The organism is Caldimonas caldifontis, assembly GCF_002930615.1.
In the GTDB taxonomy this organism is placed as follows: domain Bacteria; phylum Pseudomonadota; class Gammaproteobacteria; order Burkholderiales; family Burkholderiaceae_C; genus Caldimonas; species Caldimonas caldifontis.
The window spans coordinates 174,564-198,590 of sequence record NZ_PSNX01000001.1 but is presented as its reverse complement, the minus strand read 5'-3'; the positions used below and the strand labels follow the sequence as shown (position 1 = coordinate 198,590).

General features: G+C 68.4%; 26 protein-coding genes and 1 tRNA gene. 10 read left to right on the top strand and 17 right to left on the bottom strand.

Annotated elements, in window-relative coordinates; genetic code table 11:
• Positions 1 to 79: 79 nt before the first annotated feature.
• Positions 80 to 2,908 (top strand): valine--tRNA ligase, encoded by a 2,829-nt coding sequence (locus C1704_RS00955; protein ID WP_104300074.1) that lies wholly within the window; start codon positions 80 to 82, stop codon positions 2,906 to 2,908.
• A gap of 84 nt (positions 2,909 to 2,992) precedes the next feature.
• A complete protein-coding gene (galU, locus tag C1704_RS00950; protein WP_104300072.1) occupies positions 2,993 to 3,856 on the top strand; it encodes a UTP--glucose-1-phosphate uridylyltransferase GalU in 864 nt (287 codons plus the stop codon).
• Between the two features lie 69 nt (positions 3,857 to 3,925).
• Here galU and C1704_RS00945 read toward each other — a convergent pair whose 3' ends face one another.
• From C1704_RS00945 to cysM, 3 genes are all read right to left on the bottom strand, one after another.
• On the bottom strand, positions 3,926 to 4,153 hold the full coding sequence (locus tag C1704_RS00945; protein WP_104300070.1) for a sulfurtransferase TusA family protein: 228 nt from the start codon (positions 4,151 to 4,153) through the stop codon (positions 3,926 to 3,928).
• Between the two features lie 74 nt (positions 4,154 to 4,227).
• Positions 4,228 to 4,767: an NUDIX hydrolase gene (locus C1704_RS00940; protein ID WP_104300068.1), complete on the bottom strand. Its 540-nt coding sequence runs from the start codon at positions 4,765 to 4,767 to the stop codon at positions 4,228 to 4,230.
• Positions 4,768 to 4,781: 14 nt separating this feature from the next.
• Positions 4,782 to 5,687 carry a cysteine synthase CysM gene (gene cysM / locus C1704_RS00935; RefSeq protein WP_104300066.1) on the bottom strand — a complete coding sequence of 302 codons (906 nt, stop codon included), beginning with the start codon at positions 5,685 to 5,687 and terminating at the stop codon, positions 4,782 to 4,784.
• An 84-nt stretch (positions 5,688 to 5,771) separates the two neighbouring features.
• Between cysM and C1704_RS00930 the strand changes: the two genes are divergently transcribed.
• The 4 genes from C1704_RS00930 to C1704_RS00915 all read left to right on the top strand — a co-directional run bounded on the left by C1704_RS00930 (position 5,772) and on the right by C1704_RS00915 (position 7,581).
• Positions 5,772 to 5,858 (top strand) — tRNA-Leu (locus C1704_RS00930).
• Positions 5,859 to 6,150: 292 nt separating this feature from the next.
• Complete coding sequence (gene vapB / locus C1704_RS00925; RefSeq protein WP_104300065.1) at positions 6,151 to 6,384, top strand: type II toxin-antitoxin system VapB family antitoxin; 234 nt, start codon at positions 6,151 to 6,153, stop codon at positions 6,382 to 6,384.
• Positions 6,385 to 6,397: 13 nt separating this feature from the next.
• Positions 6,398 to 6,808, top strand: a complete 411-nt coding sequence (gene vapC / locus C1704_RS00920; RefSeq protein WP_104300063.1) for a type II toxin-antitoxin system tRNA(fMet)-specific endonuclease VapC — start codon at positions 6,398 to 6,400, stop codon at positions 6,806 to 6,808.
• A 197-nt stretch (positions 6,809 to 7,005) separates the two neighbouring features.
• Positions 7,006 to 7,581: a TetR/AcrR family transcriptional regulator gene (locus C1704_RS00915; protein ID WP_104300061.1), complete on the top strand. Its 576-nt coding sequence runs from the start codon at positions 7,006 to 7,008 to the stop codon at positions 7,579 to 7,581.
• On the opposite strand, the gene C1704_RS00910 is transcribed toward C1704_RS00915, so the two are convergent.
• Both C1704_RS00910 and C1704_RS00905 read right to left on the bottom strand, forming a co-directional pair.
• Positions 7,541 to 8,509: an NAD-dependent epimerase/dehydratase family protein gene (locus tag C1704_RS00910; protein ID WP_104300059.1), complete on the bottom strand. Its 969-nt coding sequence runs from the start codon at positions 8,507 to 8,509 to the stop codon at positions 7,541 to 7,543. The genes C1704_RS00915 and C1704_RS00910 overlap by 41 nt on opposite strands.
• Before the next feature lie 132 nt (positions 8,510 to 8,641).
• Entirely contained in the window at positions 8,642 to 9,682 is a 1,041-nt protein-coding gene (locus tag C1704_RS00905) for an AraC family transcriptional regulator (RefSeq protein ID WP_104300057.1), read from the bottom strand.
• 108 nt (positions 9,683 to 9,790) lie between these two features.
• On the opposite strand from C1704_RS00905, the gene C1704_RS00900 reads away from it, so the two are divergent.
• Positions 9,791 to 10,990, top strand: coding sequence for an MFS transporter (locus C1704_RS00900; RefSeq protein WP_245876347.1), 1,200 nt, complete (start codon positions 9,791 to 9,793; stop codon positions 10,988 to 10,990).
• 76 nt (positions 10,991 to 11,066) lie between these two features.
• On the opposite strand, the gene C1704_RS00895 is transcribed toward C1704_RS00900, so the two are convergent.
• Entirely contained in the window at positions 11,067 to 11,450 is a 384-nt protein-coding gene (locus tag C1704_RS00895; protein WP_211286779.1) for a type II toxin-antitoxin system VapC family toxin, read from the bottom strand.
• A gap of 5 nt (positions 11,451 to 11,455) precedes the next feature.
• Positions 11,456 to 11,701, bottom strand: coding sequence for a FitA-like ribbon-helix-helix domain-containing protein (locus C1704_RS00890; RefSeq protein WP_104300349.1), 246 nt, complete (start codon positions 11,699 to 11,701; stop codon positions 11,456 to 11,458).
• 343 nt (positions 11,702 to 12,044) lie between these two features.
• On the opposite strand from C1704_RS00890, the gene C1704_RS00885 reads away from it, so the two are divergent.
• On the top strand, positions 12,045 to 12,509 hold the full coding sequence (locus C1704_RS00885; RefSeq protein WP_104300052.1) for a DUF6998 domain-containing protein: 465 nt from the start codon (positions 12,045 to 12,047) through the stop codon (positions 12,507 to 12,509).
• Positions 12,510 to 12,664: 155 nt separating this feature from the next.
• Positions 12,665 to 12,763, top strand: a complete 99-nt coding sequence (locus tag C1704_RS17960) for a DUF6429 family protein (RefSeq protein ID WP_419186768.1) — start codon at positions 12,665 to 12,667, stop codon at positions 12,761 to 12,763.
• 25 nt (positions 12,764 to 12,788) lie between these two features.
• On the opposite strand, the gene C1704_RS00875 is transcribed toward C1704_RS17960, so the two are convergent.
• From C1704_RS00875 to C1704_RS00830, 10 genes are all read right to left on the bottom strand, one after another.
• Positions 12,789 to 14,063 (bottom strand): amidohydrolase family protein, encoded by a 1,275-nt coding sequence (locus tag C1704_RS00875; RefSeq protein WP_104300050.1) that lies wholly within the window; start codon positions 14,061 to 14,063, stop codon positions 12,789 to 12,791.
• Positions 14,064 to 14,065: 2 nt separating this feature from the next.
• A complete protein-coding gene (locus tag C1704_RS00870; RefSeq protein ID WP_104300048.1) occupies positions 14,066 to 15,004 on the bottom strand; it encodes an ABC transporter permease in 939 nt (312 codons plus the stop codon).
• On the bottom strand, positions 15,001 to 16,068 hold the full coding sequence (locus C1704_RS00865) for an ABC transporter permease (protein WP_104300046.1): 1,068 nt from the start codon (positions 16,066 to 16,068) through the stop codon (positions 15,001 to 15,003). Before C1704_RS00865 ends, C1704_RS00870 begins: the two co-directional genes overlap by 4 nt.
• Positions 16,058 to 17,608 carry an ABC transporter ATP-binding protein gene (locus C1704_RS00860; protein WP_104300044.1) on the bottom strand — a complete coding sequence of 517 codons (1,551 nt, stop codon included), beginning with the start codon at positions 17,606 to 17,608 and terminating at the stop codon, positions 16,058 to 16,060. Before C1704_RS00860 ends, C1704_RS00865 begins: the two co-directional genes overlap by 11 nt.
• 3 nt (positions 17,609 to 17,611) lie before the next feature.
• The gene (locus tag C1704_RS00855) at positions 17,612 to 18,604 is read right to left on the bottom strand and encodes a BMP family protein (protein WP_104300041.1); all 993 of its coding nucleotides are present in this window, start codon (positions 18,602 to 18,604) and stop codon (positions 17,612 to 17,614) included.
• 54 nt (positions 18,605 to 18,658) lie between these two features.
• Complete coding sequence (locus C1704_RS00850) at positions 18,659 to 19,309, bottom strand: TetR/AcrR family transcriptional regulator (protein WP_104300039.1); 651 nt, start codon at positions 19,307 to 19,309, stop codon at positions 18,659 to 18,661.
• On the bottom strand, positions 19,306 to 19,932 hold the full coding sequence (gene upp / locus C1704_RS00845; protein ID WP_104300037.1) for a uracil phosphoribosyltransferase: 627 nt from the start codon (positions 19,930 to 19,932) through the stop codon (positions 19,306 to 19,308). Before upp ends, C1704_RS00850 begins: the two co-directional genes overlap by 4 nt.
• Before the next feature lie 30 nt (positions 19,933 to 19,962).
• Positions 19,963 to 21,225, bottom strand: a complete 1,263-nt coding sequence (locus C1704_RS00840; protein ID WP_104300035.1) for a URC4/urg3 family protein — start codon at positions 21,223 to 21,225, stop codon at positions 19,963 to 19,965.
• A 4-nt stretch (positions 21,226 to 21,229) separates the two neighbouring features.
• The gene (locus tag C1704_RS00835; RefSeq protein ID WP_104300033.1) at positions 21,230 to 22,465 is read right to left on the bottom strand and encodes a GTP cyclohydrolase II; all 1,236 of its coding nucleotides are present in this window, start codon (positions 22,463 to 22,465) and stop codon (positions 21,230 to 21,232) included.
• A gap of 181 nt (positions 22,466 to 22,646) precedes the next feature.
• A complete protein-coding gene (locus C1704_RS00830) occupies positions 22,647 to 23,129 on the bottom strand; it encodes a DUF3237 domain-containing protein (RefSeq protein ID WP_104300347.1) in 483 nt (160 codons plus the stop codon).
• A gap of 86 nt (positions 23,130 to 23,215) precedes the next feature.
• Here C1704_RS00830 and C1704_RS00825 point away from each other — a divergent pair, with 86 nt between their 5' ends.
• The gene (locus C1704_RS00825; protein WP_146076014.1) at positions 23,216 to 23,986 is read left to right on the top strand and encodes a helix-turn-helix transcriptional regulator; all 771 of its coding nucleotides are present in this window, start codon (positions 23,216 to 23,218) and stop codon (positions 23,984 to 23,986) included.
• Positions 23,987 to 24,027 lie beyond the last annotated feature (41 nt).

Genomic DNA, 24,027 nt, shown 5'->3' with positions numbered 1-24,027 from the left:
AATTGCGGCAAACCCAGGTTGGGCGGCGTCCTGCGGGGCGCCGCTTTCGTTTTTCCTTCTTCCCGATAAGCCCCGGCCCATGTCCGAACTTGCCAAGTCCTTCGAGCCCGCCGCCATCGAAGCCCACTGGGGCCCGCTGTGGGAGCAGCGCGGCCTGTACGCGCCCACGCTCGATCCGGCCAAGCCCTCGTTTGCCATCCAGCTGCCGCCGCCCAACGTCACCGGCACGCTGCACATGGGCCACGCCTTCAACCAGACGATCATGGACGCGCTCACGCGCTACCACCGCATGCGCGGCCACAACACCCTGTGGGTGCCCGGCACCGACCACGCCGGCATCGCCACGCAGATCGTGGTGGAGCGCCAGCTCCAGGCCAAGACCGGCCAGACGCGCCACGACCTGGGCCGCAAGAACTTCGTGGCCAAGGTGTGGGAATGGAAGGAGGAGTCGGGCTCCACCATCACCCGCCAGATGCGTCGCATGGGCGACTCGGTGAGCTGGGCTCACGAGTACTTCACGATGGACGAGAAGCTGTCCAAGGTGGTGACGGAAACCTTCGTACGGCTGTACGAGGACGGCCTCATCTACCGCGGCAAGCGCCTGGTGAACTGGGACCCGGTGCTCAAGTCCGCCGTGTCCGACCTGGAGGTCACCAGCGAAGAAGAGGACGGTCACCTCTGGCACATCCGCTACCCTCTGGCCGATGGTTCGGGGGACCTGGTCGTGGCCACCACCCGCCCCGAGACCCTGCTGGGCGACACGGCCGTGATGGTGCACCCCGAGGACGAGCGCTACACCGCCTTCCACGGCAAGCAGGTGAGGCTGCCGCTGACCGGCCGCACCATCCCCGTGATCACCGACGAGTACGTGGACCGCGAATTCGGCACCGGCGTGGTGAAGGTCACGCCGGCGCACGACTTCAATGACTACGCCGTGGGCCAGCGCCATGGCCTGCCGAGCCTCACCATCTTCACGCTCGACGCCAGGACCAACGACGAAGTGCCCGCCGCCTACCGCGGCATCGACCGCTTCGAGGCCCGGAAGAAGGTGGTGGCTGATCTCGAAGCCCAGGGTCTGCTGGTGGAGGTGAAGAAGCACAAGCTCATGGTGCCGCGCTGCGAGCGCACCGGCCAGATCGTGGAGCCCATGCTCACCGACCAGTGGTTCGTGGCCGTGAGCAAGCCCGGCCGTGACGGCAAGAGCATCGCGCAGAAGGCCATCGAGGTGGTCGACAACGGCTCGGTGAAGTTCTTCCCCGAGCAGTGGGTGAACACCTACCACCAGTGGATGAAGAACATCCAGGACTGGTGCATCTCGCGCCAGCTCTGGTGGGGCCACCAGATCCCCGCCTGGTACGGCACGAACGGCGAGCTCTTCGTGGCCCGCAGTGAAGAGGAAGCCCACGCCAAGGCGAAGCAGGCCGGCTACTCCGGGCCGCTCACGCGCGACGAGGACGTGCTCGACACCTGGTATTCCTCGGCCCTGGTGCCCTTCTCCTCGCTGGGCTGGCCCGAGAAGACGAAGGAGCTCGACCTCTTCCTGCCTTCATCGGTGCTGGTGACCGGCTTCGACATCATCTTCTTCTGGGTGGCCCGGATGATCATGATGACGGTGCACTTCACCGGCCAGGTGCCCTTCCACCATGTCTACATCCACGGCCTGGTGCGCGACGCCCACGGCAAGAAGATGAGCAAGTCCGAAGGCAATGTGCTCGACCCGGTGGACCTGATCGACGGCATCGCGCTCGAACCCCTGCTCGAGAAGCGCACCACCGGCCTGCGCCGCCCTGAGACCGCCCCCAAGGTGCGCGAATCCACCAAGAAGGAGTTCCCCGAGGGCATCCCCGGATACGGCGCCGACGCGCTGCGCTTCACCTTTGCCGCGCTGGCCAGCCTGGGCCGCAACATCAATTTCGACAGCAAGCGCTGCGAGGGCTACCGCAACTTCTGCAACAAGCTGTGGAATGCCACCCGCTTCGTGCTGATGAACTGCGAAGGCCAGGACTGCGGCCTGGCCGAACACGGTGCGCAGGAATGCGTGCCCGGCGGCTACCTGGATTTCTCCCAGGCCGACCGCTGGATCACCAGCGAGCTGCAGCGCGTGGAAGCCGCCGTGGCCCAGGGCTTTGCCGACTACCGCCTGGACAACGTGGCCAACGCGATCTACCAGTTCGTGTGGGACCAGTACTGCGACTGGTACCTGGAGATCGCCAAGGTGCAGATCCAGACGGGCGACGCCGCCCAGCAGCGCGCCACCCGCCGCACCCTGATCCGCGTGCTGGAGACCGTCCTGCGCCTGATGCACCCCATCACGCCCTTCATCACCGAAGAGCTGTGGCAGAAGGTGGCGCCGGTGGCCGGCCGCAAGGTCGCGGGCTCGGACGATGCCATCGTGCGCGCCCCCTACCCCGTGGCCCAGCCCGAGCGCATCGACGCCCAGGCCGACGCCTGGATGGACAAGCTCAAGGCCCTGGTGGGCGTGTGCCGCAACCTGCGCGGCGAGATGGGCCTGTCGCCGGCCGAGCGCGTGCCGCTCTATGCCCAGGGCGATGCCGCCTTCATCGAGGCCGCAGCCCCGGTGCTCAAGGCCCTGGCCAAGCTCAGCGACGTGAAGGTGTTTGCCGACGCCACGGCGTTTGCCGACGCCACGAAGATGGCCCCGGTGTCGGTGCTGGGCGAGGCCCACCTGGCCTTGCACGTGGAGATCGACGTGGCCGCCGAGCGCGAGCGCCTGGGCAAGGAAGTCAAGCGACTGGAAGGCGAGATCGCCAAGGCCAACGCCAAGCTGGGCAACGAGAGCTTCGTGGCCCGCGCGCCGGCCGCCGTGGTGGAACAGGAAAAGCAGCGCCTGGCCGACTTCGGCGCCACACTGACCAAGCTGCGCGACCAGCTCGCCCGCCTGGGTTGATGCACAAAGGCCCCTTGTTCAGGGGCCCCCTGTCCGCGGGAGGCTGACAGACAGCGGTCAGAGGAAACAGGTACAAACACGCCCATGATCACCAAAGCCGTTTTCCCCGTTGCCGGCCTCGGCACCCGCTTCCTGCCCGCCACCAAAGCGCAGCCCAAGGAAATGCTGCCCGTGGTGGACAAGCCGCTCATCCAGTACGCCGTCGAAGAGGCCTACGACGCCGGCATCCGCGAGATGATCTTCGTCACCGGCCGCACCAAGCGCCCGATCGAAGATCACTTCGACATGGCCTACGAGCTGGAAACCGAGCTCGAAGCCGCCGGCAAGCACGAGCTGCTCAAGGTGGTGCAGTCCATCAAGCCGGACGACATGGAGTGCGTGTTCGTGCGCCAGCCCAAGATGCTGGGCCTGGGCCATGCCGTGCTGTGCGCCGAGCGCCTGGTGGGCAACGACCCGTTTGCCGTGCTGCTGGCCGACGACCTGATGGTGGGCGAGAAGGGCATCACGCGCCAGATGGTCGAGATCTTCACCGAATGGCGCGCCTCCATCCTGGCCGTGCAGGAAGTGCCCTCCGAGCAGACGCGCCGCTACGGCATCTGCGCCGGCACGCCGGTGAACGATCGGCTGATGGACCTGACCCAGATCGTCGAGAAACCCGCCCCTGAAGACGCACCCTCGCGCCTGGGTGTGGCCGGCCGCTACATCCTCACGCCGGGCATCTTCGAGGAAATCCGCCGCCAGCCGCGCGGCGTGGGTGGCGAGATCCAGCTCACCGATGGCATCAGCGGCCTGCTGCGCCGCGAGAAGGTCTTTGCCTACCGCTACGAAGGCATCCGCTACGACTGTGGCAGCAAGGAAGGCTTCCTGCAGGCCACCGTCGAGCTGGCCCTGCAGCACCCCGAACTGGGCGCGAGCTTCCGCACCTACCTCCAGGGCCTGGAGCTCTGAGGCACGCTGCCCCTGCATGACAAAGGGCTGCCAGCGGCAGCCCTTTTTGCGTGATGGCAGTGCGGTGCGTCAGCGGCGGCGCAGCACGTGCACGAATTCCTTGTCGAGGGTCTGCTGCTCCACCAGCTCATTGCCGGTCTGCTTGGCAAAGGCCTGGAAATCGCGCAGCGAGCCCGGGTCGGTGGCCACCACTTTCAGCAGCTCACCGCTGTGCATCTCCGTCAGGGCCTTCTTGGCCTTGAGGATGGGCAGCGGGCAGTTCAGGCCGCGGGTGTCGAGTTCCTTGTGAACTTCCATGGTGTATCCAGTCGATCGAATCCGACAATTTTACGCAGGATCGGACACCGAAGAGGTGATCGCCTAGCGAACATCTACGACTTGCCGGCATCCAGCCACTGCACCGCATGCCCCCGGGAGCGCAGCCAGTCGGCCAGGGCCTGGCCGGTGCCGGCCGGCCAGCATTTCACCGCTTCTGGCGGCAACAGCTTGTATTCGGCCAGTTCGGGGGACAGCACGATCTCGCCCTGGGCCACCGCATGGTAGGCGATGATGACCTGGTTCATGCGCTGAAAGTCGTAGGCGCCGATGATGGACAGCTGCGTCACCGTCAGGCCGGTTTCCTCGGCCACCTCGCGGGCCACCCCCTCCTGGGGCGTCTCGCCGGCCTCCATGAACCCGGTCACCAGCCCGAAGAAGCGGCCCGGCCAGGCGGCATTGCGGGCCAGCAGCAGCTGCCCGCCCCGATCGGCCAGCTCGATCACCGCCGCCAGCACCGGTGTGGGGTTGTTCCAGTGCGTGAAGCCGCAGGCCACGCAGCGCAGGCGCGACTTCTCGCCACCGTCTTCCAGCTGCGTCAGCCACTCCAGCGGCGTGGCGCACTGCGGGCAGAACTTGTAGGCCTGCGTCGTCATCGGGCACCGCCCGCTCAGGCGGGGAAGACGCCGGTGGAGAGGTAGCGATCGCCCCGGTCGCACACGATGAAGGCGATGGTGGCATTCTCTACCCGCTGCGCGATCTGCAGGGCCACCCAGCAGGCGCCCGCCGCCGAGATGCCGGCGAACAGGCCTTCCTCGCGCGCCAGGCGCCGGGCCATGTCCTCGGCATCGGCCTGGGTCACATAGACCAGCTCGTCCACCGCCGAAGGCTCGTAGATCTTGGGCAGGTATTCCTGCGGCCACTTGCGGATGCCCGGGATGCGCGAGCCCTCGCTGGGCTGGGCGCCGACGATGCGAACCGCCGGGTTCCTCTCCTTCAGATAGCGCGACACGCCGGTGATGGTGCCGGTGGTGCCCATGGCGCTCACGAAGTGGGTGATGCGGCCCTCGGTGTCTTCCCAGAGTTCGGGGCCGGTGGTCTCGTAGTGGATGCGCGGGTTGTCGGCGTTGGCGAACTGGTCGAGCACCACGCCTTTGCCTTCGCGCTGCATCTGCTCGGCCAGGTCGCGGGCGTATTCCATGCCGCCGGCCTTGGGCGTGAGGATGAGCTCGGCCCCGAAAGCCTTCATCGTCTGCGCCCGCTCGATGGACAGGTCCTCGGGCATGATCAGCAGCATGCGGTAGCCGCGGATGGCCGCCGCCATCGCCAGCGCGATGCCGGTGTTGCCCGAGGTGGCCTCGATCAGGGTGTCGCCCGGCTTGATCTGGCCGCGCTCCTCGGCGCGGCGGATCATGCTGATGGCCGGACGGTCCTTCACCGAGCCGGCCGGGTTGTTGCCTTCGAGCTTGCCGAGGATCACGTTGCCGCGACGCTCGTTGTCGGCGCCGGGCAGGCGCTGCAGTCTCACCAGCGGCGTGCGGCCGATCGCGTCTTCCAGGGTCTTGTAGGTGGGCATGGCAGGTCTCTCCTGCCGTCATTGTGGCAGGCCGGCCATGCCCGTACCGCACGTGACATAATCGCCCCCTCTGTCCAGCACCCCGCCCGGGTGGCGAAACTGGTAGACGCAGCAGACTCAAAATCTGCCGGTGGCAACACCGTGCCGGTTCGATTCCGGCCCCGGGCACCATCCTCTCCAGGCCGGCACACGCTCACGGCCCCCGGATCGCAGGATCTTGCGATGCACCCCCTCGACCGCCGTGGCCACGCAGATCGAAGCCCGCGGCGAACGGCCCTTCCTGCACGCCCGGCACAGCAATCGCGCGGCCGTCACACGGTATGAAACCCTGGGGTTCGTGCTGCGCACCGAGGTGAGATGTGGCGGTGGTGGCGCGGGCCGCGGCTTGAGGTCACTGCGCCAGGGCCGGCCGGAGGCTCGGGAATGGCATATACTGTTGCCATATCCCACCCGCAGTTCCGCCATGAGCATCACCTCCGTCTTCACCAACAACCGATCCCAGGCCGTGCGCTTGCCTGCGGACGTGCGTCTGCCCGAAGGCGTGAAGAAGGTGCAGGTGCGCGCCCGCGGCGTGGACCGCATCATCTCGCCCGTGGGGCACACCTGGGACGAGTTCTTCCTGAACGGACCGCAGGCATCCGAGGACTTCATGGCCGAGCGGGCGAGCCAGCAGCAGGCCGAACGCGAAGGTTTCTGACGTCGGCGCCGGCATGCTCAAGTACCTTCTCGACACGAACATCGTCATCTACGTGATCAAGCGGCGGCCCATCGAGGTGATGGGCGTCTTCAACGAAAACGCCGGCCGCATGGCCATCTCGGCCATCACACTGAGCGATCTCTACCATGGGGCCGAGAAGAGTGCCAAGGTGGCCCAGAACCTGGCCGTGGTGGAGGAATTCGCCAGCCTGCTCGACGTGCTGCCCTACACCGCCAAGGCCGCCGCGCACTATGGCGCCATCCGTTTTGCACTGGAAAAGGCGGGGCGGCCCATCGGCGTCAATGACCTGCACATCGCGGCCCACGCCCGCAGCGAAGGCTTGACCCTGGTGACCAACAACCTCAGTGAATTCGAGCGGGTGCCCGGGCTGCTGACGGAGAACTGGGTCGCTGGACTGGCTTGAGAGCGAGGCCTTTGCAGCGTTGGGCTGGAGCGGGGAGGACCACCGCCATTCCCAGCGGCTCACGGGTGTCTAGGAAACCCGGGGCGATTCAGGCTTGAGTGCACCGCCAGGGGAGATGCCATGGCCGTCCTCAGGCGTTGTACCGGCGATATAGTTGACAGCTGACCTCACTGAACGCGACAGCGCGCTGACAACACATGGTGACTTCCGGCACAGAAGAGGAGATCTTGCGTGCCGCTGCCGAGGTATTGGAGCGTGGTGGCCCTGCTGGTCTGACGACACGCGCCGTCTGCGAGGCAGCTGGGGTGAAGTCACCGACCCTCTACCATCACTTCGGCGACAAGGATGGACTCGCGGCGGCTCTGGTTCGGCGCGGGCTGGCCGAGTTCATGGGGCGCAAGCGGGCGCGCCCGGACACAGACGACCCGATGCTGCTGCTGCGCTCTGGTTGGGATCAAACCGTCGAATTCGCACTCGAGCGACCGGCGCTGTACGCGCTGTACGCCGAGCAGCTGCGTACCCAGCCGCAGCTCGCAGACCCTGCCTACGAACTGACGCGGGCGCGCGTTCAGCGCCTGGTGGACCGAGGTGTGTTCAAGGTCGGCCTCGAGCAGGCCACACGAATGGTGTGGGCGGGCTGCAACGGTGTTCTGGCCTTGATGGGCTCAGGCCTCACGCGGCGCGAGATCGAAGCGACGAGTGAGATGCTGTTCGAGGCCGTTGTTGCCAGGCTCAGGCAGCCCTCATCGCTGTCAAACCCTGCTCCCAGGTGACGACGGGGCTGTAGCCCAGGTCGCGCTTGGCCTTGGTGATGTCCACCGTGAAGGGTTGTCCGATCAGCCGCAGCATCTGGCGGGTGATGGGCGGTTCGCCGGCGCGGCGGAAGGTGCGCCACACCCATTCCATCACGCGGGCGAGCATCCAGGCGACGGGGAGCGGTGCTGACGTCTTCGGAGGCTCGACCCCCCGCGTACGCAACAGCGCCGAAATCACCTCCCGAAGGGTGCCGTCGCGGCCGTCGCTCACGAAGTAGGCCTCGCCGCCGTGTCCACGAACGAGCGCAAGCGCTGCCGCGTGGCATACGTTGTCCACATGGGCCGTGGACATGGCCTGCGACCCATCACCGACCCAGCGGAATTGTCCCGCGCGGACGTTGTCGATCATGTGGTCCAGTGTCGGCATGCCGCGCCCCCAGATCATCGGAGGCCTCAGGACAATGGTCTCGAACCGGCCGGGGACGTTGGCCGCGAGCACAAGAGTCTCCGCCTGGGCTTTGGAGGCGCTGTAGGGCGCCCACTCGCGTTCCTGGCGCGGCAGCGACTCAGTCGCGCCCAGCATGGGCTGCATGTCGCCCATCACGACAGCCGCTGCGCCAACCTGGACGAACCGCTTCACCGTTGAGGCGGCCGCGGCGGCGAGCAGGTTTCTTGTGCCATCGACGTTGGCGTGCTCGAACTCCTCCCGCGTTCCCCAGAGCTTGAACACGGCAGCCACGTGCAGCACCGCCTCGCAGCCTTGGACGGCTTGCTTCAAGGCGGTCAGGTCGTCCAGGTCCCCCGGGACGGCCTCGGCGCCAAGGGAAGCCACGCGCCGCTCTGCCTGCGGTGAGCGTGCCAGCGCGCGCACATGCCATCCGAGCGCCTTCATGTGTTGAATCAGGCGTCCCCCGACGAATCCGGAACCGCCGGTGATGAGAACCATTCTTGCGTCCATGCTCAGCCCTATATCGTTGATATACCTATAGTATATCGTCGATATAGATTCATCAACCTGGATCGCGGCCGTCGCTCGCAGGGTCTTGGCGTGGGTCGCTCTCGTTGGTCGCTGTGTCAGTCAGCGCAATTCACGCCCCTCCGGAAGGGACGGTCGCTGACTGGTCGGGATGCCGCCTGCACCACCCCGCCCCACGCTCGGTGCATGCCCCACGATGCGCTTGAAGGCGCGGCTGAAGGAGGCTTCGGAGTCGTAGCCCAGGCGGTGGGCGGCCACGGCGATGCGCATGCCGTCGTGGGTGATCCAGCGACGGGCCTGGAACATCTTCACCTTGGCCACGTACTTGGCCGGGGTTTCGCCCAGCGTGCGGGTGAAGGCCTCGGCAAAGCTGGAGCGTGAGGCGCCCATCAGGCGGGCGAGTTCGGGCACGGTCCAGTCGTGTTCGGGGTTCGCGTGGATGGCGGCGATGACCTTGCCGATGCGGGGGCAGCGCACGGCGGCGATCCAGCCGGTGGGGTCGTTGCAGCCGCATTCGACCCAGGCGCGGATGATGCTGGCGGCCAGCACGTCGGCCATGCGGGCCATGATGCCGCAGGCGCCTATGCGCTGCAGGCTCACTTCGCGCTCCATGGCTTCCAGCAGGGCCGGCACGGTGGGGTCGCGCTGGGCCAGGTCGCCGGCGTGCATCACCTCGGGCATCATGGCCACGAGGGGGTGCAGCGGGTCGAGGTTGAAGCGCAGGGTGCCGCAGAACATCACGTCGGGCAAGGGGCCGTCATCGCTTGGGGCCGCAGCCGCGGCGTTCGGCGGGCCGCCCACGAGGTAGATGTTGTCGGACACGGCCACGCGCGACAGGGTGTGGATGTCGACGGCCGGCACCTCGGGCGCACTGGCCAGCACATGGAAGCTGCCGCGCGGCAGCAGCACGGCGTCGCCGGGGTTCAGGCGTTTCCAGTCGGTGGTGGCAGTGCGCAGCCAGGCGCCACCGCGGGCCACGAAGTGAAAGCGCGCAAAACGCTGCGCCGGGAAGGCCACGGCCCAGGGGGCGTGCAGTTCGCAGCGGCCGTATTCCAGGCCATCCAGGCGCAGGCCCACGAGGATCTGGGTCAGCAGATCGGGGCTGTCGGGGGCGGCCAGCTCTTCGGAGGAATCGTCAAGCATTTCGGCTTTTTTGGCATGGAAACGCCGGCATCTTATCCCTAAGCTGCCAGCTCGTTCCACCACTTTGCCCCTGCCATCGTGTCTGCCACTCCCTCCTCTGCCGGCTGCCTGGGCTCTGCCTCCGGCGCCCCTTGCCTTCCCCCTCCTGCCTCTTCCGACCGCGCCCGCTGGCCCGCCATTGCCTCGCTGGCCCTGGGCGTCTTCGGGCTGGTGACGGCCGAATTCCTGCCCGCGAGCCTGCTCACGCCCATGGCGGCGGACCTGGGTGTCTCGGACGGCGCCGCGGGCCAGGCCGTGACGGCCACGGCGCTGGTGGGGGCCGTGGCCGCGCCCACGCTGCCGCTGCTCACCCGCCGCTTCGACCGCCGCACGGTGCTGCTGGTGCTCACCGCGTTGCTGGTGGCGTCAAACGTGATGGCGGCCACTGCCGACAGCCTGTCGCTGTTGCTGGTGGCCCGCGTGATGCTGGGCGTGGCCCTGGGCGGCTTCTGGGCCATGGCCGCGGCGCTGGCGATGCGGCTGGTGCCCGAGCGCTTGTTTGCACGGGCGATGGCGGTGATCCTCACCGGCGTGTCGGTGGCCACCGTGTGCGCCGCCCCCATCGGCGCCTGGATGGGCGACCTGTGGGGCTGGCGCAGCGCCTTCGTGGCCGCCGGCGTGGTGAGCCTCCTCACGCTGGCCGCGCAACTGCTCACCGTGCCCGCCCTGCCGCCGCGCGACAACCCCGACCTGCGCGTGCTGGGCCGGCTGCTCACCCGCCCCGCGGTGCGCGTGGCCCTGCTGGCGGTGCTGCTGGTGATCTCGGGCCACTTTGCAGGTTTCACCTACATCCGCCCGCTGATGGAGCAGGTCACGCAGTTGTCGGTGGGCGCCATCACGGCCGTGCTGCTGGGCTACGGCGTGGGCGGCTTCTTCGGCAACTTCGCCGGCGGCTTCCTGGCCGAGCGCAGCGAGCGCCTGGCCATCGTCAGCGGCGGCACGCTCATCGCCCTGCTGGCCGCCACCTTGCTGCTGGCCGGCCAGTCGCCCGCCGCCACCGCCGTGGCCGTGGCGCTGTGGGGCTTTGCCTTCGGCGCCTTCCCGGTGGGCTTCCAGACCTGGATCGTGCGCGCCGCGCCCGACCACACCGAAGGCGCCAGCGGCCTGCTGGTGGCCGCCTTCCAGATCGCCATTGCCAGCGGCGCCATCGGTGGTGGCCTGCTGGTGGACCACATCGGCGCCCTGGGCGGCCCGGCCTTTGCCATGGTGGCCGTGGCGCTGGGCACCCTGGTCACGCTGCGCCATGGGCCGCGGCCGCAAGGCATCTGACGCAGGCCTGACCATGTGCCAGACCACCGAACGGCAGGTGGGACTGCACCGTCTGCGCGCGACAGGTGAATCTTCGCTATGACACCAGGGCAACAGCGCGCTTCGGAAAGGCCTTGAGCACCTTCTTGTCCATGGTCACCAGTCTTGCGTCCAAGCGTTCCGCCAGCGCGACGAATTCGCAATCGTGGGCAGAACAATCACTCTCACGCGCCAACGCCATCACGTCGCGCGAATGCACGTCGAACTCGAATCCCTCCATCAGGGATTCAGCCTCGGCCTGAAGGCTGCAGGCCTGTTCGAAACTCAGCATGCTGCGGCGCACGTAGCCCAAGAGGATGTTCCGCAACTCGCTGCGCCACAGCGGTGGCGCAGCCCACGCCGGTTCTCGCTCGAGCAAGGCCTCAGCGGCGGCCGTGAACTCGCCAGGCAGGTACAGGTAGGCCAGGATGTTGGTGTCCACAACAATCACTTGCGCCCCGCCCGCTTGGCCGCATCAATGTCCTTGGCCGTGAACTGCCCTGGCGGCAAGCCGGCCCTGAGTTCACGGGCGCGCGCCAGGCGGTCGCTCGGCGTCACCCGGCTGGGAAGCAGCACCGACTCCAGACACACGATGGCCTCGCTGTTCAAGCTGCGGCGGTGCAGTTCGGCCGCCGCCTTCAGCCGCTCGTACACGGCGTCGGGGATGTTCTTCAGGGTGAGGGAGACCGGCATGGCGAAGCCCACGTGATAACCAAAACGGTTCCTTTTCGAAGCATGGAAGGACCATAAGCAACCGATGCAGGTGGGGTGAGGATTGGGGGCTCGTGATCTTAGGGGCGGGTGCCGGGCCACCCGCGGATCAGGCAAAGTGCACCTTGCGAACGCTGCGCCAATTTGCGACAACCAAGATGCTAGATTTGCTCTCCATGGCCCGACTCCTCGCAAACTTGCAACGCCCCGGCAGCCCGTCCGCCGGGTGCATTGGTGTCGCTCTACAGGCCTCGTGCTCGCAACCTACGGCGTCACAGGGGGCGGGCTACCCGAGTTCGCGAAGCCATCTTGTCTGGGCCTATCAATGAGCGCTGATACGGTACTCGAAATATTGGCTGAGGCGAAGACTCTCGCACGGCGATACCGTGCCCATACTGGCAAGCCATTGGGCATCACCGGAGAGGTTGCGGAGTATGAAGCTGCTCGCATTCTTGGCGTTGAACTCACTCCCGCGAGACAAGCTGGCTATGACGCAATCGAAACTCGTGATGGTCAAACCGTTCGACTTCAAATCAAAGGTAGGTGTGTGCTCGAAGGCAGCAAGCCCGGCCAGCGCATGGGCTCCATCGACATACGAAAGGAATTCGATGCTGTCCTGCTTGTTCTTCTCGACGGGAACTTGGAGGCCACCGCCATTTACGAGGCACCGCGTCAGGCCGTAATTGCTGCTCTCATGGCGCCGGGTTCCAAGTCACGAAACGAACGGGGAGCTTTGGGTATCTCCAAGTTCAAATCCATCGGGGCCGTTCGGTGGCTACGTTCAGCATAGTCCCAACCCATCGTTCCACCGGACCTGCGCGAAAAGCCGCCCAGTCCGCTCACTTCTACGCTGGACACCGACCGAATCGACGACGCGACCCTCGCGCTGCTGTACCTCGGCCTGCATGACGGCCAACGCGCCTGGAGTGTTTCGACTGGAACGCGATGGCGCGCCTTCACGAGAAGAGACTCATCTCTGACCCCGTGAGTCGGACGAAGAGTGTCGCCTTCACCGACGAGGGCCTCGCGAAAGCTGCTGCTTAGGCTACGGCAGGTGCCCTGGCCTCCACTACCCCCGCCTGAAATCCACCCCCGCCGGCCGCCCCGGCAGGTTCAGGCTCGCCGTGGCCGCCGGGGTGCGCGCGATCACCTCGCCGTGGCGGATGACCGCCAGCCGTGTGGCGCGCAGGCGGATGGCTTCGACGGGGTCGTGGGCTTGGAGCAGCACGAGGTCGGCGCGGCAGCCGGGGGCGAGGCCGTAGGCGTCGAGGCCGAGGATCTGGGCTGGGGTGGTGGTGATGGCCTCGAAGCATTGGCGCATGGCCGCCTGGCTGGTCATCTGCGCCACGTGCAGGCCCATGTGGGCCACGTCGAGCATGTCGGCGCTGCCCAGGCCGTACCAGGGGTCCATCACGCAGTCGTGGCCGAAGGCCACGGGCACGCCGGCGGCGAGCAGCTCGGGCACGCGGGTCATGCCGCGGCGCTTGGGGTAGGTGTCGTGGCGGCCTTGCAGGGTGATGTTGATGAGCGGGTTGGCCACGGCGGACACGCCCGCTTCGGCAATGAGCGGGATGAGCTTGGAGACGTAGTAGTTGTCCATGGAATGCATGGACGTGAGGTGCGAGCCGGTGACACGGCCGTGCAGGCCCAGGCGCTGGGCGTGGTAGGCCAGGGTCTCGATGTGGCGGCTCATCGGGTCGTCGGTTTCGTCGCAGTGCATGTCCACACGCAGGCCACGCTTGGCCGCGATCTCGCACAGCAGGCGCACGGATTCAGCCCCGTCGGCCATGGTGCGCTCGAAGTGGGGGATGCCGCCCACCACGTCCACGCCCATGTCGAGCGCCCGTTCGAGCTGGGCCAGCGCGCCGGGTGAGCGCAGCACGCCGTCTTGCGGGAAGGCGACGAGCTGCAGGTCGAGGTAGGGCTTCACGCGCTGCTTCACGTGCAGCAGGGCTTCCACGGCCAGCAGGCGGGGGTCGCACACGTCCACGTGCGAGCGGATGGCCAGCAGCCCGCGGGCCACGGCCCAGTCGCAGTAGGCCAGCGCGCGTTCGACGATGGCCTCCTGCGTGAGCTGGGGCTTGAGCTCGCCCCACAGCGCGATGCCTTCGAGCAAGGTGCCCGACTGGTTCACGCGTGGCAGGCCGTAGCTGAGCGTGGAGTCCATGTGGAAATGGGCATCGACGAAGGGCGGCGAGACGAGCTGGCCGGCAGCATCGATTTCTTGTGGGGCGCTGGCCGCCAGCGCGGGCTGCACGGCCACGATGTGGCCGGCCTGGATGCCGATGTCCTGCCCGCGGCGGCCGTCGGGCAGGCTGCAGTGGCGGATGACGAGGTCGAGCATGGTCAGCGTTCTCCCTTGCGGTAGGGCTTCATCAGGGCCTGAGGATAGGCCGCGCGCCGCGCCATGATCACCAGGGCCAGGATGGACAGCGCGTAGGGCAGCATCAGGTACAGCTGATACGGCAGGCCGCCCCCGCCCCCTTGCTGCAGACGCAGTTGCAGCGCATCGAAGGCGGCAAAGAGCACGGCGCCCAGCAGGGCCTTGCCCGGACGCCAGGAGGCAAACACCACCAGCGCCACGCAGATCCAGCCGCGGCCGTTGATCATGTTGAGGAAGAAGGAATTGAAGGCCGACAGCGTGAGGAAGGCCCCCGCCAGCCCCATCAGGCCCGAGCCCACCACCACCGCCCCAAAGCGCACCGCCCCCACGCGGATGCCCTGCCCTTCGGCGGCCTGCGGGTTTTCGCCCACCATGCGCACGGCCAGGCCCAGGGGCGTGCGGTACAGCGCATAGGCCACCAGCGGCACCAGCCCCAGGGCCAGCAGCGTGAAGGCGGTCTGCGCGGCCAGCACGGGGCCGAGGATCGGCACCCCCTGCAGCCCCGCCAGCGGCGCAAAGGGCGTGATGGTGGGCGGGGTGGACACGGTGGGGAAGCTCACGCGGTAGGCGTAGTAGGCCAGGCTGGTGGCCAGCATCGTCACGCCCAGGCCCGACACGTGCTGCGACAGTGCCAGGTTCACCGTGAGGAAGGCATGCAGCGCGCCGAACACCATGCCGGCCAGGCCCGCCGCGGCCACGCCGCCCCACAGCGAGGCCCCCTGGTACACCGCCAGCCAGCCCACGAAGGCGCCGGCCACCATGATGCCTTCGATGCCCAGGTTGAGCACGCCCGCGCGTTCGCACAGCAGCACGCCCATGGTGCCGAGGATGAGCGGCGTGGCCACGCGCAGGGTGGCGATCCAGAACGGCGCCGAGGTGAGGATGTCGAGGAGGTCGCTCATGCCCTTCCCCACCGGATGCGGTAGCGTGCAAAGAGCGCGGCCACCAGCATGGACACCAGCGACACGGCGACGATGACGTCGGCCAGGTAGGTGGGCACGGCCATCGCGCGGCTCATGCTGTCGGCGCCCACGAGCACGCTGGCCACGAAAAACGCCGAGAGCACCACGCCCAGCGGGTGCAGCCCGGCGAGCATGGCGATCACGATGCCCGAGTAGCCGTAGCCGGGCGACATGTCGAGCGTGAGGTAGCCCGCACGCCCTGCCACCTCGCCCACGCCGGCCAGGCCCGCCAGCGCCCCCGACAGCAGCGCCGTGCCCAGCACCACGCGCGTGACAGGCAGGCCCGCAAAGGCCGCCGCGCGGGCGTTGGCGCCCACCGCCCGCATCGACAGGCCAAAGCGTGTGTAGCGCTGCAGCGCCCACACCGCCACGGCCAGGCCCAGCGCCAGCAGCAGGCCGGAGTGCACGCGGGTGCGTTCGATCAGGCGGGAGAATTCCAGCTCGGGCAGCAGGGCCACGCTTTGCGGCCAGCCCAGGGCCAGCGGGTCTTTCATGGGGCCGTCGAGCATCATCGACACGAAGAGCAGCGCGATGAAGTTGAGCAGCAGCGTGGTGACCACCTCGTCCACGCCCAGGCGCATCTTCAGCCAGGCGGGGCCCAGCAGCAGCAAGGCCCCCGCCACGGCGCCGGCCAGCATCATCGTGGCAAAGAGCAGCGGCAGCGGCAGGCCCAGCGCGCCCCCGGCATGGTCGCCACCGATGGCCACGGCCGCCAGGGCACCCAGGTAGAGCTGGCCTTCGGCGCCGATGTTGAACAGCCGCGCACGGAAGGCCACCGCCACGGCCAGGCCGGTGAGGATGAGCGGCGTGGCGCGGGTGAGGGTTTCGGTGAGCGCAAAGCGCGAGCCCCAGGCGCCTTCGAAGAGGCGCACATAGGCCAGCCCCACGGGCGCGCCCGCCCAGGCCACGAGGCCCGCACAGGCCAGCAGCGTGAACGCGATGGCCGCAAAGGGGGCGCCGATGAGCCAGGCGCGCGACAGCTCGACGCGCGCTTCAAGCCGCATGGGCGCCCTCGTCGGTCGTGCCTGCTTCCGTCGTCCCCGCCATCGCCAGGCCGATGGCACGCAGGTCCCAATCCTCGGTGGGGCGAGGTGCAACCAAACGACCGTGGGTCATCACGCCGATGCGGTCGGCCAGCGCAAAGAGTTCGTCCAGGTCTTCGGAGATGAGCAGCACGGCCGCGCCCTGCGCCGCGGCATCGAGCAGGCATTGGTGCACATAGGCCACGGCTCCAACGTCGAGGCCCCAGGTGGGCTGGTTGGCCACCACCAGCACGGGCGCCGCCTGGCCGCGCACGCCCAGGGCCCGGCCGAGGATGAGCTTTTGCAGGTTGCCGCCCGAGAGCCGGCGCGCCGGCACCTCGGGGCCGCCGCCGCGCACGTCGAAGCGGCGCAGCAACTCGGTGGTGTAGGCCCGCGCGGCCTGCTCGCGCACGAGGCCGTGGCGCGAGAAGCCGGGCTGGTGCAGGCGTTCGGCCACGGCGTTTTCCCACAAGGGCAGGTCGCCCACCGCACCCACGGCATGGCGGTCTTCGGGCACGCGGGCCACGCCGGCATCGACCCAGTCGCGCGCCCGGGCGCGCATCACGCGGCCCGACAAGGCCACCTGGCCGCGATGGGCACTGAGCAGGCCGCACAGCAGGTCGGCCAGGGCCGCCTGGCCGTTGCCCGACACGCCCGCGATGCCCACCACCTCGCCGCTGTGCACGGTGAGGTCGAGTTCTCTCAGCAGCGTGCGGCCGCGGGCATCGCGCACCTCCACGGCATCGAGGCGCAGCACCTCGGGGCCCACGTTACGCCGCGCCCGCTCGGGCAGGGTCACCACCCGGCCCACCATCAGCTCGGCCAGCTCGGCGCGCGTGGCCTGTGCCGCCTCGCGCGTGGCCACGAGGCGGCCGCCACGCAGCACGGCGATGCGGTCGGACACCCGCAGTACCTCGTCGAGCTTGTGGCTGATGAAGACGATGGACAGGCCCTCGGCCACGAGCTGGCGCAGGGTGGCGAACAGCGACTCGCTTTCCTGCGGCGTGAGCACGGCGGTGGGCTCGTCCAGGATGAGGATGCGGGCGCCGCGCACCAGGGCCTTGAGGATCTCGACACGCTGGCGCTCGCCCACCGAAAGATCGCCCACGCGGGCGTCCGGGTCCACCTTCAGGCCGAAGCGCTGCGCCGTGGCCAGCAGCCGCTCCCGCATGGCCCGCGCGCGCGACCAGGGCTGCCACAGCGGCTCGGTGCCCAGCAGCACGTTGTCGAGCACGCTGAGGTTGTCGGCCAGCGTGAAGTGCTGGTGCACCATGCCGATGCCGGCCGCCAGCGCCGCCTTGGGCGCCCCCGGCGGCAGCGGCTGGCCGAAGGCCTCGATGTGGCCGGCATCGGCCAGGTAGTGCCCGAAGAGGATGGACACCAGCGTGCTCTTGCCGGCCCCGTTTTCGCCCAGCAGGGCGAGCACCTCGCCGCGTGCCAGCTCGAGCGAGATGTTGTCGTTGGCCACCAGCGCGCCGAAGCGCTTGGTGATGCCCGACAGGCGCAGGACTGTGTCAGCCATCGATCAACGCGTGGATTTCGGCTCGGAGTCGTTCACCTTCACCGTGAACTTGCCGTCGAGGATGGCTTTCTCCTTGGCGCGCACCTTGGCCATCAGGTCGGCCGGCACCTTGGATTCAAAGGTGCCGAGCTTGGACAGCTCGGAGCCCTTGTACTTCATCATCGAGTATTGGCCATAGTCTTCCGCAGTGAACTTGCCGGCCTTGACCTGGGCGATGGCGCGATCCACCGTGGGCTCCATGTTCCACAGCGCCGAGGCGATGACGGTGTCGGGGTACTGCGGCTGGGTGTCGATCACGTTGCCGATGGCGAGCTTGCCGCGTTCCTTGGCCGCATCGCTCACGCCGAAGCGTTCGGCATAGAGGATGTCGGCGCCCTTGTCGATCATCGCGAAGGCCGCTTCCTTGGCCTTGGGCGGGTCGAACCACGAGCCGATGAAGGTGACGGTGAACTGCACCTTGGGGTTGATCTCGCGCGCGCCGTCCATGAAGGCGTGCATCAGGCGGTTCACCTCGGGGATGGGGTAGCCACCCACCATGCCGATCTGGTTCGTCTTGGTCATGCCGCCGGCGATCATGCCGGTGAGGTAGGCGGGCTCCTGGATGTAGTTGTCGAAGACCGAGAAGTTGGGCGCCTGCGGCTTGCCCGACGAGCCCATCAGGTAGGCGGTCTTGGGGTAGTCCCGCGCCACGCGGCGGGCGGCGGCCTCGACGCCGAAGACCTCGCCGATGATGAGCTGGTGGCCGGCTTCGGAGTACTGGCGCATCACGCGCTCGTAATCGGCATTGGCGACGTTCTCTGAAAACACATACTCGATCTCGCCACGGTCCTTGGCGGCATTGAGCGCCTTGTGGATGCGCGACACCCATTGCTGCTCGACCGGCACGGTATAGATGCCGGCCACCTTGAGCTTGGCCTGGGCCAAGGCTGGCAGGTGCAACAGGCCGGCCGACAGCGCGAGGCTGGTGCCGAGCAGGAGACGACGGGACAGGGTCATGGCAGTTCCTTTCGGTGCAGGGATCAGGGGGCGGGAAGAAGCTTGATCAGGCAGTCAGGGTCCGTGGGCCACGAGGCCGCAGCCGCGCAGCACCAGGTTCAGCACGTGCTCGGTGGCACGGTCGAGGTCGCGCGCGCGCAGGCGCTCGACGCCCAGCACCGCGCACACCTGGGGCTCGAAGTCGGCATAGGTCTGGGTGGCGGCCCAGATCGTGAAGAAGAGATGGGTGCTGTCCACCGGCGCCATGCGGCCGGCAGCGATCCAGCCGTCGATGACCGCCGCCTTCTCGCGCACCAGGGCACGCAGGTCGCTGCGCAGCACCTCGCGCAGCTGGGCCGCGCCGTGGATGAGTTCGTTGGCGAACACGCGCGAGGCATCGGGCCGTTCGGCGCTCAGGCGCATCTTGTGGCGGATGTAGGCCGACAGCGCCTGCGCCGGGTCGGCCTCGGGCACCAGGGCCTCGGTGCCCACCAGCCAGGTGGCGAGGATGTCGTCCAGCACGGCGCGATACACGGCCTGCTTGGTGCGGAAGTAGTAGTGCAGGTTGGCCTTGGGCAGGCCGGCGCGCTCGGCGATCTCGGCCATCGTGGCGCCCTGGAAGCCATGGCGTGCGAACACGGCCTCGGCCGCGCGCACGATGGTGGCGGCATGCTCGCGCCCCACGCGCGAGCGCGACCCTGCCCGATCGGCCGCCAGCGTGTTCACTTGGTGCCGAAGATGCGGTCGCCGGCGTCGCCCAGGCCGGGCACGATGTAGCCGTGCTCGTTGAGCCGCTCGTCGATGGCCGCCAGGGTGATGGGCACGTCGGGGTGGGCAGCCTGCACGGCGCGGATGCCCTCGGGTGAGGCCAGCAGGTTCACGAGCTTGAGGCTGCTCACCCCCACCTCCTTGAGCCGGCTGAGCGCGGCGATGGCCGAGTTGCCGGTGGCCAGCATCGGATCGACCACGATCACCAGGCGGTCGCGGATGTCCTCAGGCACCTTGAAGTAGTACTCCACCGGCTCCAGCGTCTCGGGGTCGCGGTACAGGCCGATGTGGCCCACGCGCGCGCCGGGCAGCAGGTCGATCATGCCGTCGAGCATGCCGTTGCCCGCGCGCAGGATGGACACCAGGCACAGCTTCTTGCCGCTGATCACGGGCGACTTGCACGAGGCCACCGGCGTCTTGATGTCGATGAGCTCGGTGGGCAGGTCGCGCGTGACTTCATAGGCCAGCATGGAGGCGATCTCGCGCACCAGGCGGCGGAAGTTGTCGGTGGTGGTGTCTTCGCTGCGCACATAGGTGAGCTTGTGCTGCAGCAGCGGATGGTTGACGACAATGACGCTCATGGTGGGTGCTCCCTCGTGGGTGTTGGCTGTTCAGAAGACGGTGCCATCGCTGGCGAGGTGCACCGGCGGCAGCCCGCCCCGGCGTGCGTTGGCGATGCGCCGCCCGGCCGCCCAGGTGCCGCCTTCCAGCACGCGGGCCAGCGGGAACTGCGCCGCCGTCAGGCCCAGTTGGGCACGCACGGCCTCGGCAATGCGGTCCAGCGCCATCACGGTGACGGCTCGCCACTCGACGACGGCCGGCTCGTCCACCGTCAGCTCGCGCTCGAAGAAGGCCGGGTCGCGCGGGCGCAGCAGGCCGTGGTCGAGCAGCAAGCCGCCGTTGCGGTATTCAGGCAGGCCGGTGAGTTCGTCCAGGCCGGTCACGGACAGGCCGGCGTCTTCCAGCGGCTCCAGCAGCGAATAGGTGAGCCACTGCGTGAGCTTGTGAAAGGGCACCAGACCATCGGCCGGCGCGGGGTGGCGCCAGCAGTCACCCAGCGAAACGCCGTCCAGCGCGATGCGCCCGGGCCACACGGGGCCGAGCGCGCGCAGCAGCGTGGCGAGCACGAAGCTGGCGGCGATGCGCCCGTCGCGCGCATGCGCCAGCAGGAAATCGAGCAGATGCCCCAGGCGGGCCGGGTGGCCGAACACCGCCGGCGTGGCATGCATCACCTCGCCCAGGCGGCGCAGCAGCGCGGCGCGGCCGTCCAGCCCCACCAGCGGGTTGTCGGCGCGCACCTGGAAGCCCTCGGCCAGGCGCTCGGGCGTCAGATGCGCCAAAGCCGTGGCATCGCTGTGCAGCGGGTGATCGTCGCCGCGTGACGAAAACGCGCCCGATTCGAACAGGTCGAAGCTCGCCACGCCCAGGCCTTCAGAGCGTGACAGCGTCTGCCCACGCGCTTCGTCCACGTAGCGCCAGTCGGGCCCGGCGCCGGCGTCGAGCAGCACGCTGGGGATGACGAGGTCGATGCGCACCCGGGCGCGCTCCAGCGGGTCGTCCAGGCGGGCCCGTCGGGCCAGGTCGGCCCAGCGGTCGATGCCGCCGGCCTCGAAATGGCGCCAGCGGCTGTGATACGGCACGGCCAGGTCGGGGTAGCGCTGGCGGATGGTCTCGGCCACGTAGGCCGCCACCACCTCCAGGCGGTCGGCATGCCAGGTGAAGTGAGGCGAGGCACCCTCCTCCACGGGCTGCATCACCGCGGCGCAATGGCTGCGAACGGCCTCGGCCGTGAGCAGCCTGGCGGCCGGGTGGTCCTCGGGCACGGGCGTGTGCCAGCCCGGGCCGTGCGACAGGGTGAAAGGCGCAAGGCTCATGGCCTCACTCCTGCAGGCCGCGACCCTTGGGCACGGCCAGTTCGTTGGCATCCGGCGTGTAGTGCGAAAAATAGCCCGCGGCCTTCTTCGCATCCATCTCGACCCGCGCATCGGCGGGGATGAGTTCGTCGGGGATGGGCACACGCTCGACCACCTCGATGCCCGCGGCCGTCAGCGCGCCGTGCTTCATGTTGCTCATCGAGGCCCAGCGGTCGATGCGGGTGATGCCCAGCCAGTGGAAGACGTCGGGTGTCAGTTCCTGGAAGCGCATGTCCTGCACCCCGGCCACACATTCGGTGCGCTCGAAATAGGTCTCGGCCCGGTCGCCGCCGGTCTGGCGCTTGCGGGCGTTGTAGACGAGGAACTTGGTGACTTCACCGAGCGCGCGGCCCTCTTTGCGGTTGTAGACCACCAGGCCCACGCCGCCTTGTTGCGCCATCTCGATGCACACCTCGATGCCATGCGCCAGATAGGGGCGGCAGGTGCAGATGTCGGAGCCGAACACGTCCGAGCCATTGCATTCGTCATGCAGCCGGCAGGCCACCTTCGTCTCGGGCCGGCCGAGCTTGGCCACGTCGCCGAAGAAGTAGAGCGTCATGCCCCCGATGGGCGGCAGGAAGACCTTGAGGTCGTTGCGCGTGACGAGCTCCGGGAACATGCCCGCCGTCTGCTCGAAGAGGTTGCGGCGCAGCGTGCTTTCCTTGATGCCGAAGCGCTTGGCCAGGCCCGGCAGGTACCACACCGGGTCGATGGCCGCCTTGGTGACGCGCACGTCGCCATTGGGCGAAAGGATCGCCCCATCGGGCTGCAGGCGGCCGGCCGTGACGGCTGCCTGCAGCTCGGGCATGTTGATGTGGGCCTTGGTGATGGCGATGGTCGGTCGCACGTCCAGGCCGGCGGCGATGCGGTCCGCAAAGGCCGTGGACACCAGGTGCCCCCAGGGATCGAGCGAGACGATCTTGTCGGGATCGGCCCATTGCGGATGGGGGCCGATGGCCTCGGCCGGCGCGGTGTTGGTGAGGTCGGGACGGTGGTCGCGCTGCAGGGCGCCGGAGGCCACCGCCAGGGCACGGTAGACCGCATAGGCTCCAGAGTGCGAGCCGATGACGTTGCGGGCGGCCGGGTTGGTGAGGCTGGCCACGAGCGGCCCGCGTTCCTCCGGGGTGGGCGCACCCCAACGCACCTCGGGCACCGTCGCATCACGGCGGGGATGGGAGGTCAGGACGATGTGGGCCGACATGGTGCACTCCAGGAGCCAAACTTGACCAATTGGTCAACTCTGCAGTGCCCAAGCGAGATGTGTGCCAGCACAAACCCTGATCACGGCCGCGCGCAACGGCGGCGGTCGGGGATTCCATGGATGAATGGCAGCAATTAGTTCAATAACATAACTATCCAGGATCCAGAAGGCCGCCCGCGGCTCAGGTCAGCCGGTACACCTCCAGCACCACCCGATGCGCTTCACGACGCCCACTGGCCACGGCCATCACCCGGTTCAGGTACGCCCAGGCGGGCGCGCCAGTGGTGAAACGCATCATCGTGCGGAAAAAGTATTCGCCCGGGTCGACCGCCTCGCCACGCGCCAGTCGCGCCATCACCGCGGCCGGCCCGTGCCGCAGGCCTTCACTGCGCACCTCCACGAGCGCACCATCGTCCAGGCGCAGCACGTAGTGGGCCGCAATCTCGAGCACGCCATCGGTGCGCGCAACCTGCCAGTCCACGCCGCCTTCCACCAGGGTGCCGTTCAGCTCGGGCCCGCTCACCGTGCCGCCCCCCAGGGGCACGTAGCGGCGTTCGCCCAGCGGGGCTGGCCCCAGGCTCACCAGCGGGCCGACCTCGCAGTGGATGCGGGCCATGGGTTGCAGGACGGGGGCGGGTGCAAGGTCGAATTCGGATCGGTTCATGGTGCAGGCAGCCAAGGACGGTGCATGGACCATACGGCGCGAGCCCGCCCACTGCGGTCATCCCTGAGGATGACGAAAGGATGCCCATGAACGCGTGGTCCCTGCCCGCCACGGCGCCCTCGCCCGACACCACCGCAAGGATGGTGGCCGCCCTGGGCCGGCCCGGTTTTGCGGGCGAGGCGCTGGAAGCCGTCAACCACAGCGTGGCCGCCGGCTCCTGGGCCGTGTACCAGGTCTGGCCCGATCGCGCACCGGTGATGCACCTCTCGGCCTGCCGGCTGGGCCCGGACGTCACCCACGACTGCTTCGCGATCTACCGTGACCAGGGCCTGTACCGCCGCGACCGCAGCTTCGAGGCTGTGCGCGCGTCGAAGCGGCCCGGCCACGCCATGGTGCTGCGCATGCACGCCAACGATGCGCCCAGCGCCGACCACCGTGAGGCCATCTACCTGCGCCACGGCATGCTGGAGCGCCTGTCGGTGGCGCGCCTGGAAGCCGACGGCTCGCTGATGGCGGTGAACCTCTACCACCACCAGCACCAGGGCTGCTTCGACCCGGCCGAGGTGGAGCGCTTTGCCGCGCTGGCACCTTTGCTGCTGGCCTGTGTGACGCGCCAGCTGCAGTGGCAGGCGCAGGCGCCCGCCACCGCGGTGCGCGAGCGCCTGCTCGCACGCTGTGCCGCGCTCACCACGCGCGAGCTCGACGTGCTGGAGCGATTGCTGCAAGGGCTGAGCTACGACGGTATCGCCGCTGACCTCGGCCTGTCGGTGGCCAGCGTCAAGACCTACCGCGCGCGGGCCTTCGCGCGCCTGGGACTGCATTTCAAGAGCGAACTCTTTGCGGCCTTCCTGCCCTGAGCGGCGCCGTCGCTGTCGTCCTCTGGGATGACAGGGCCGAC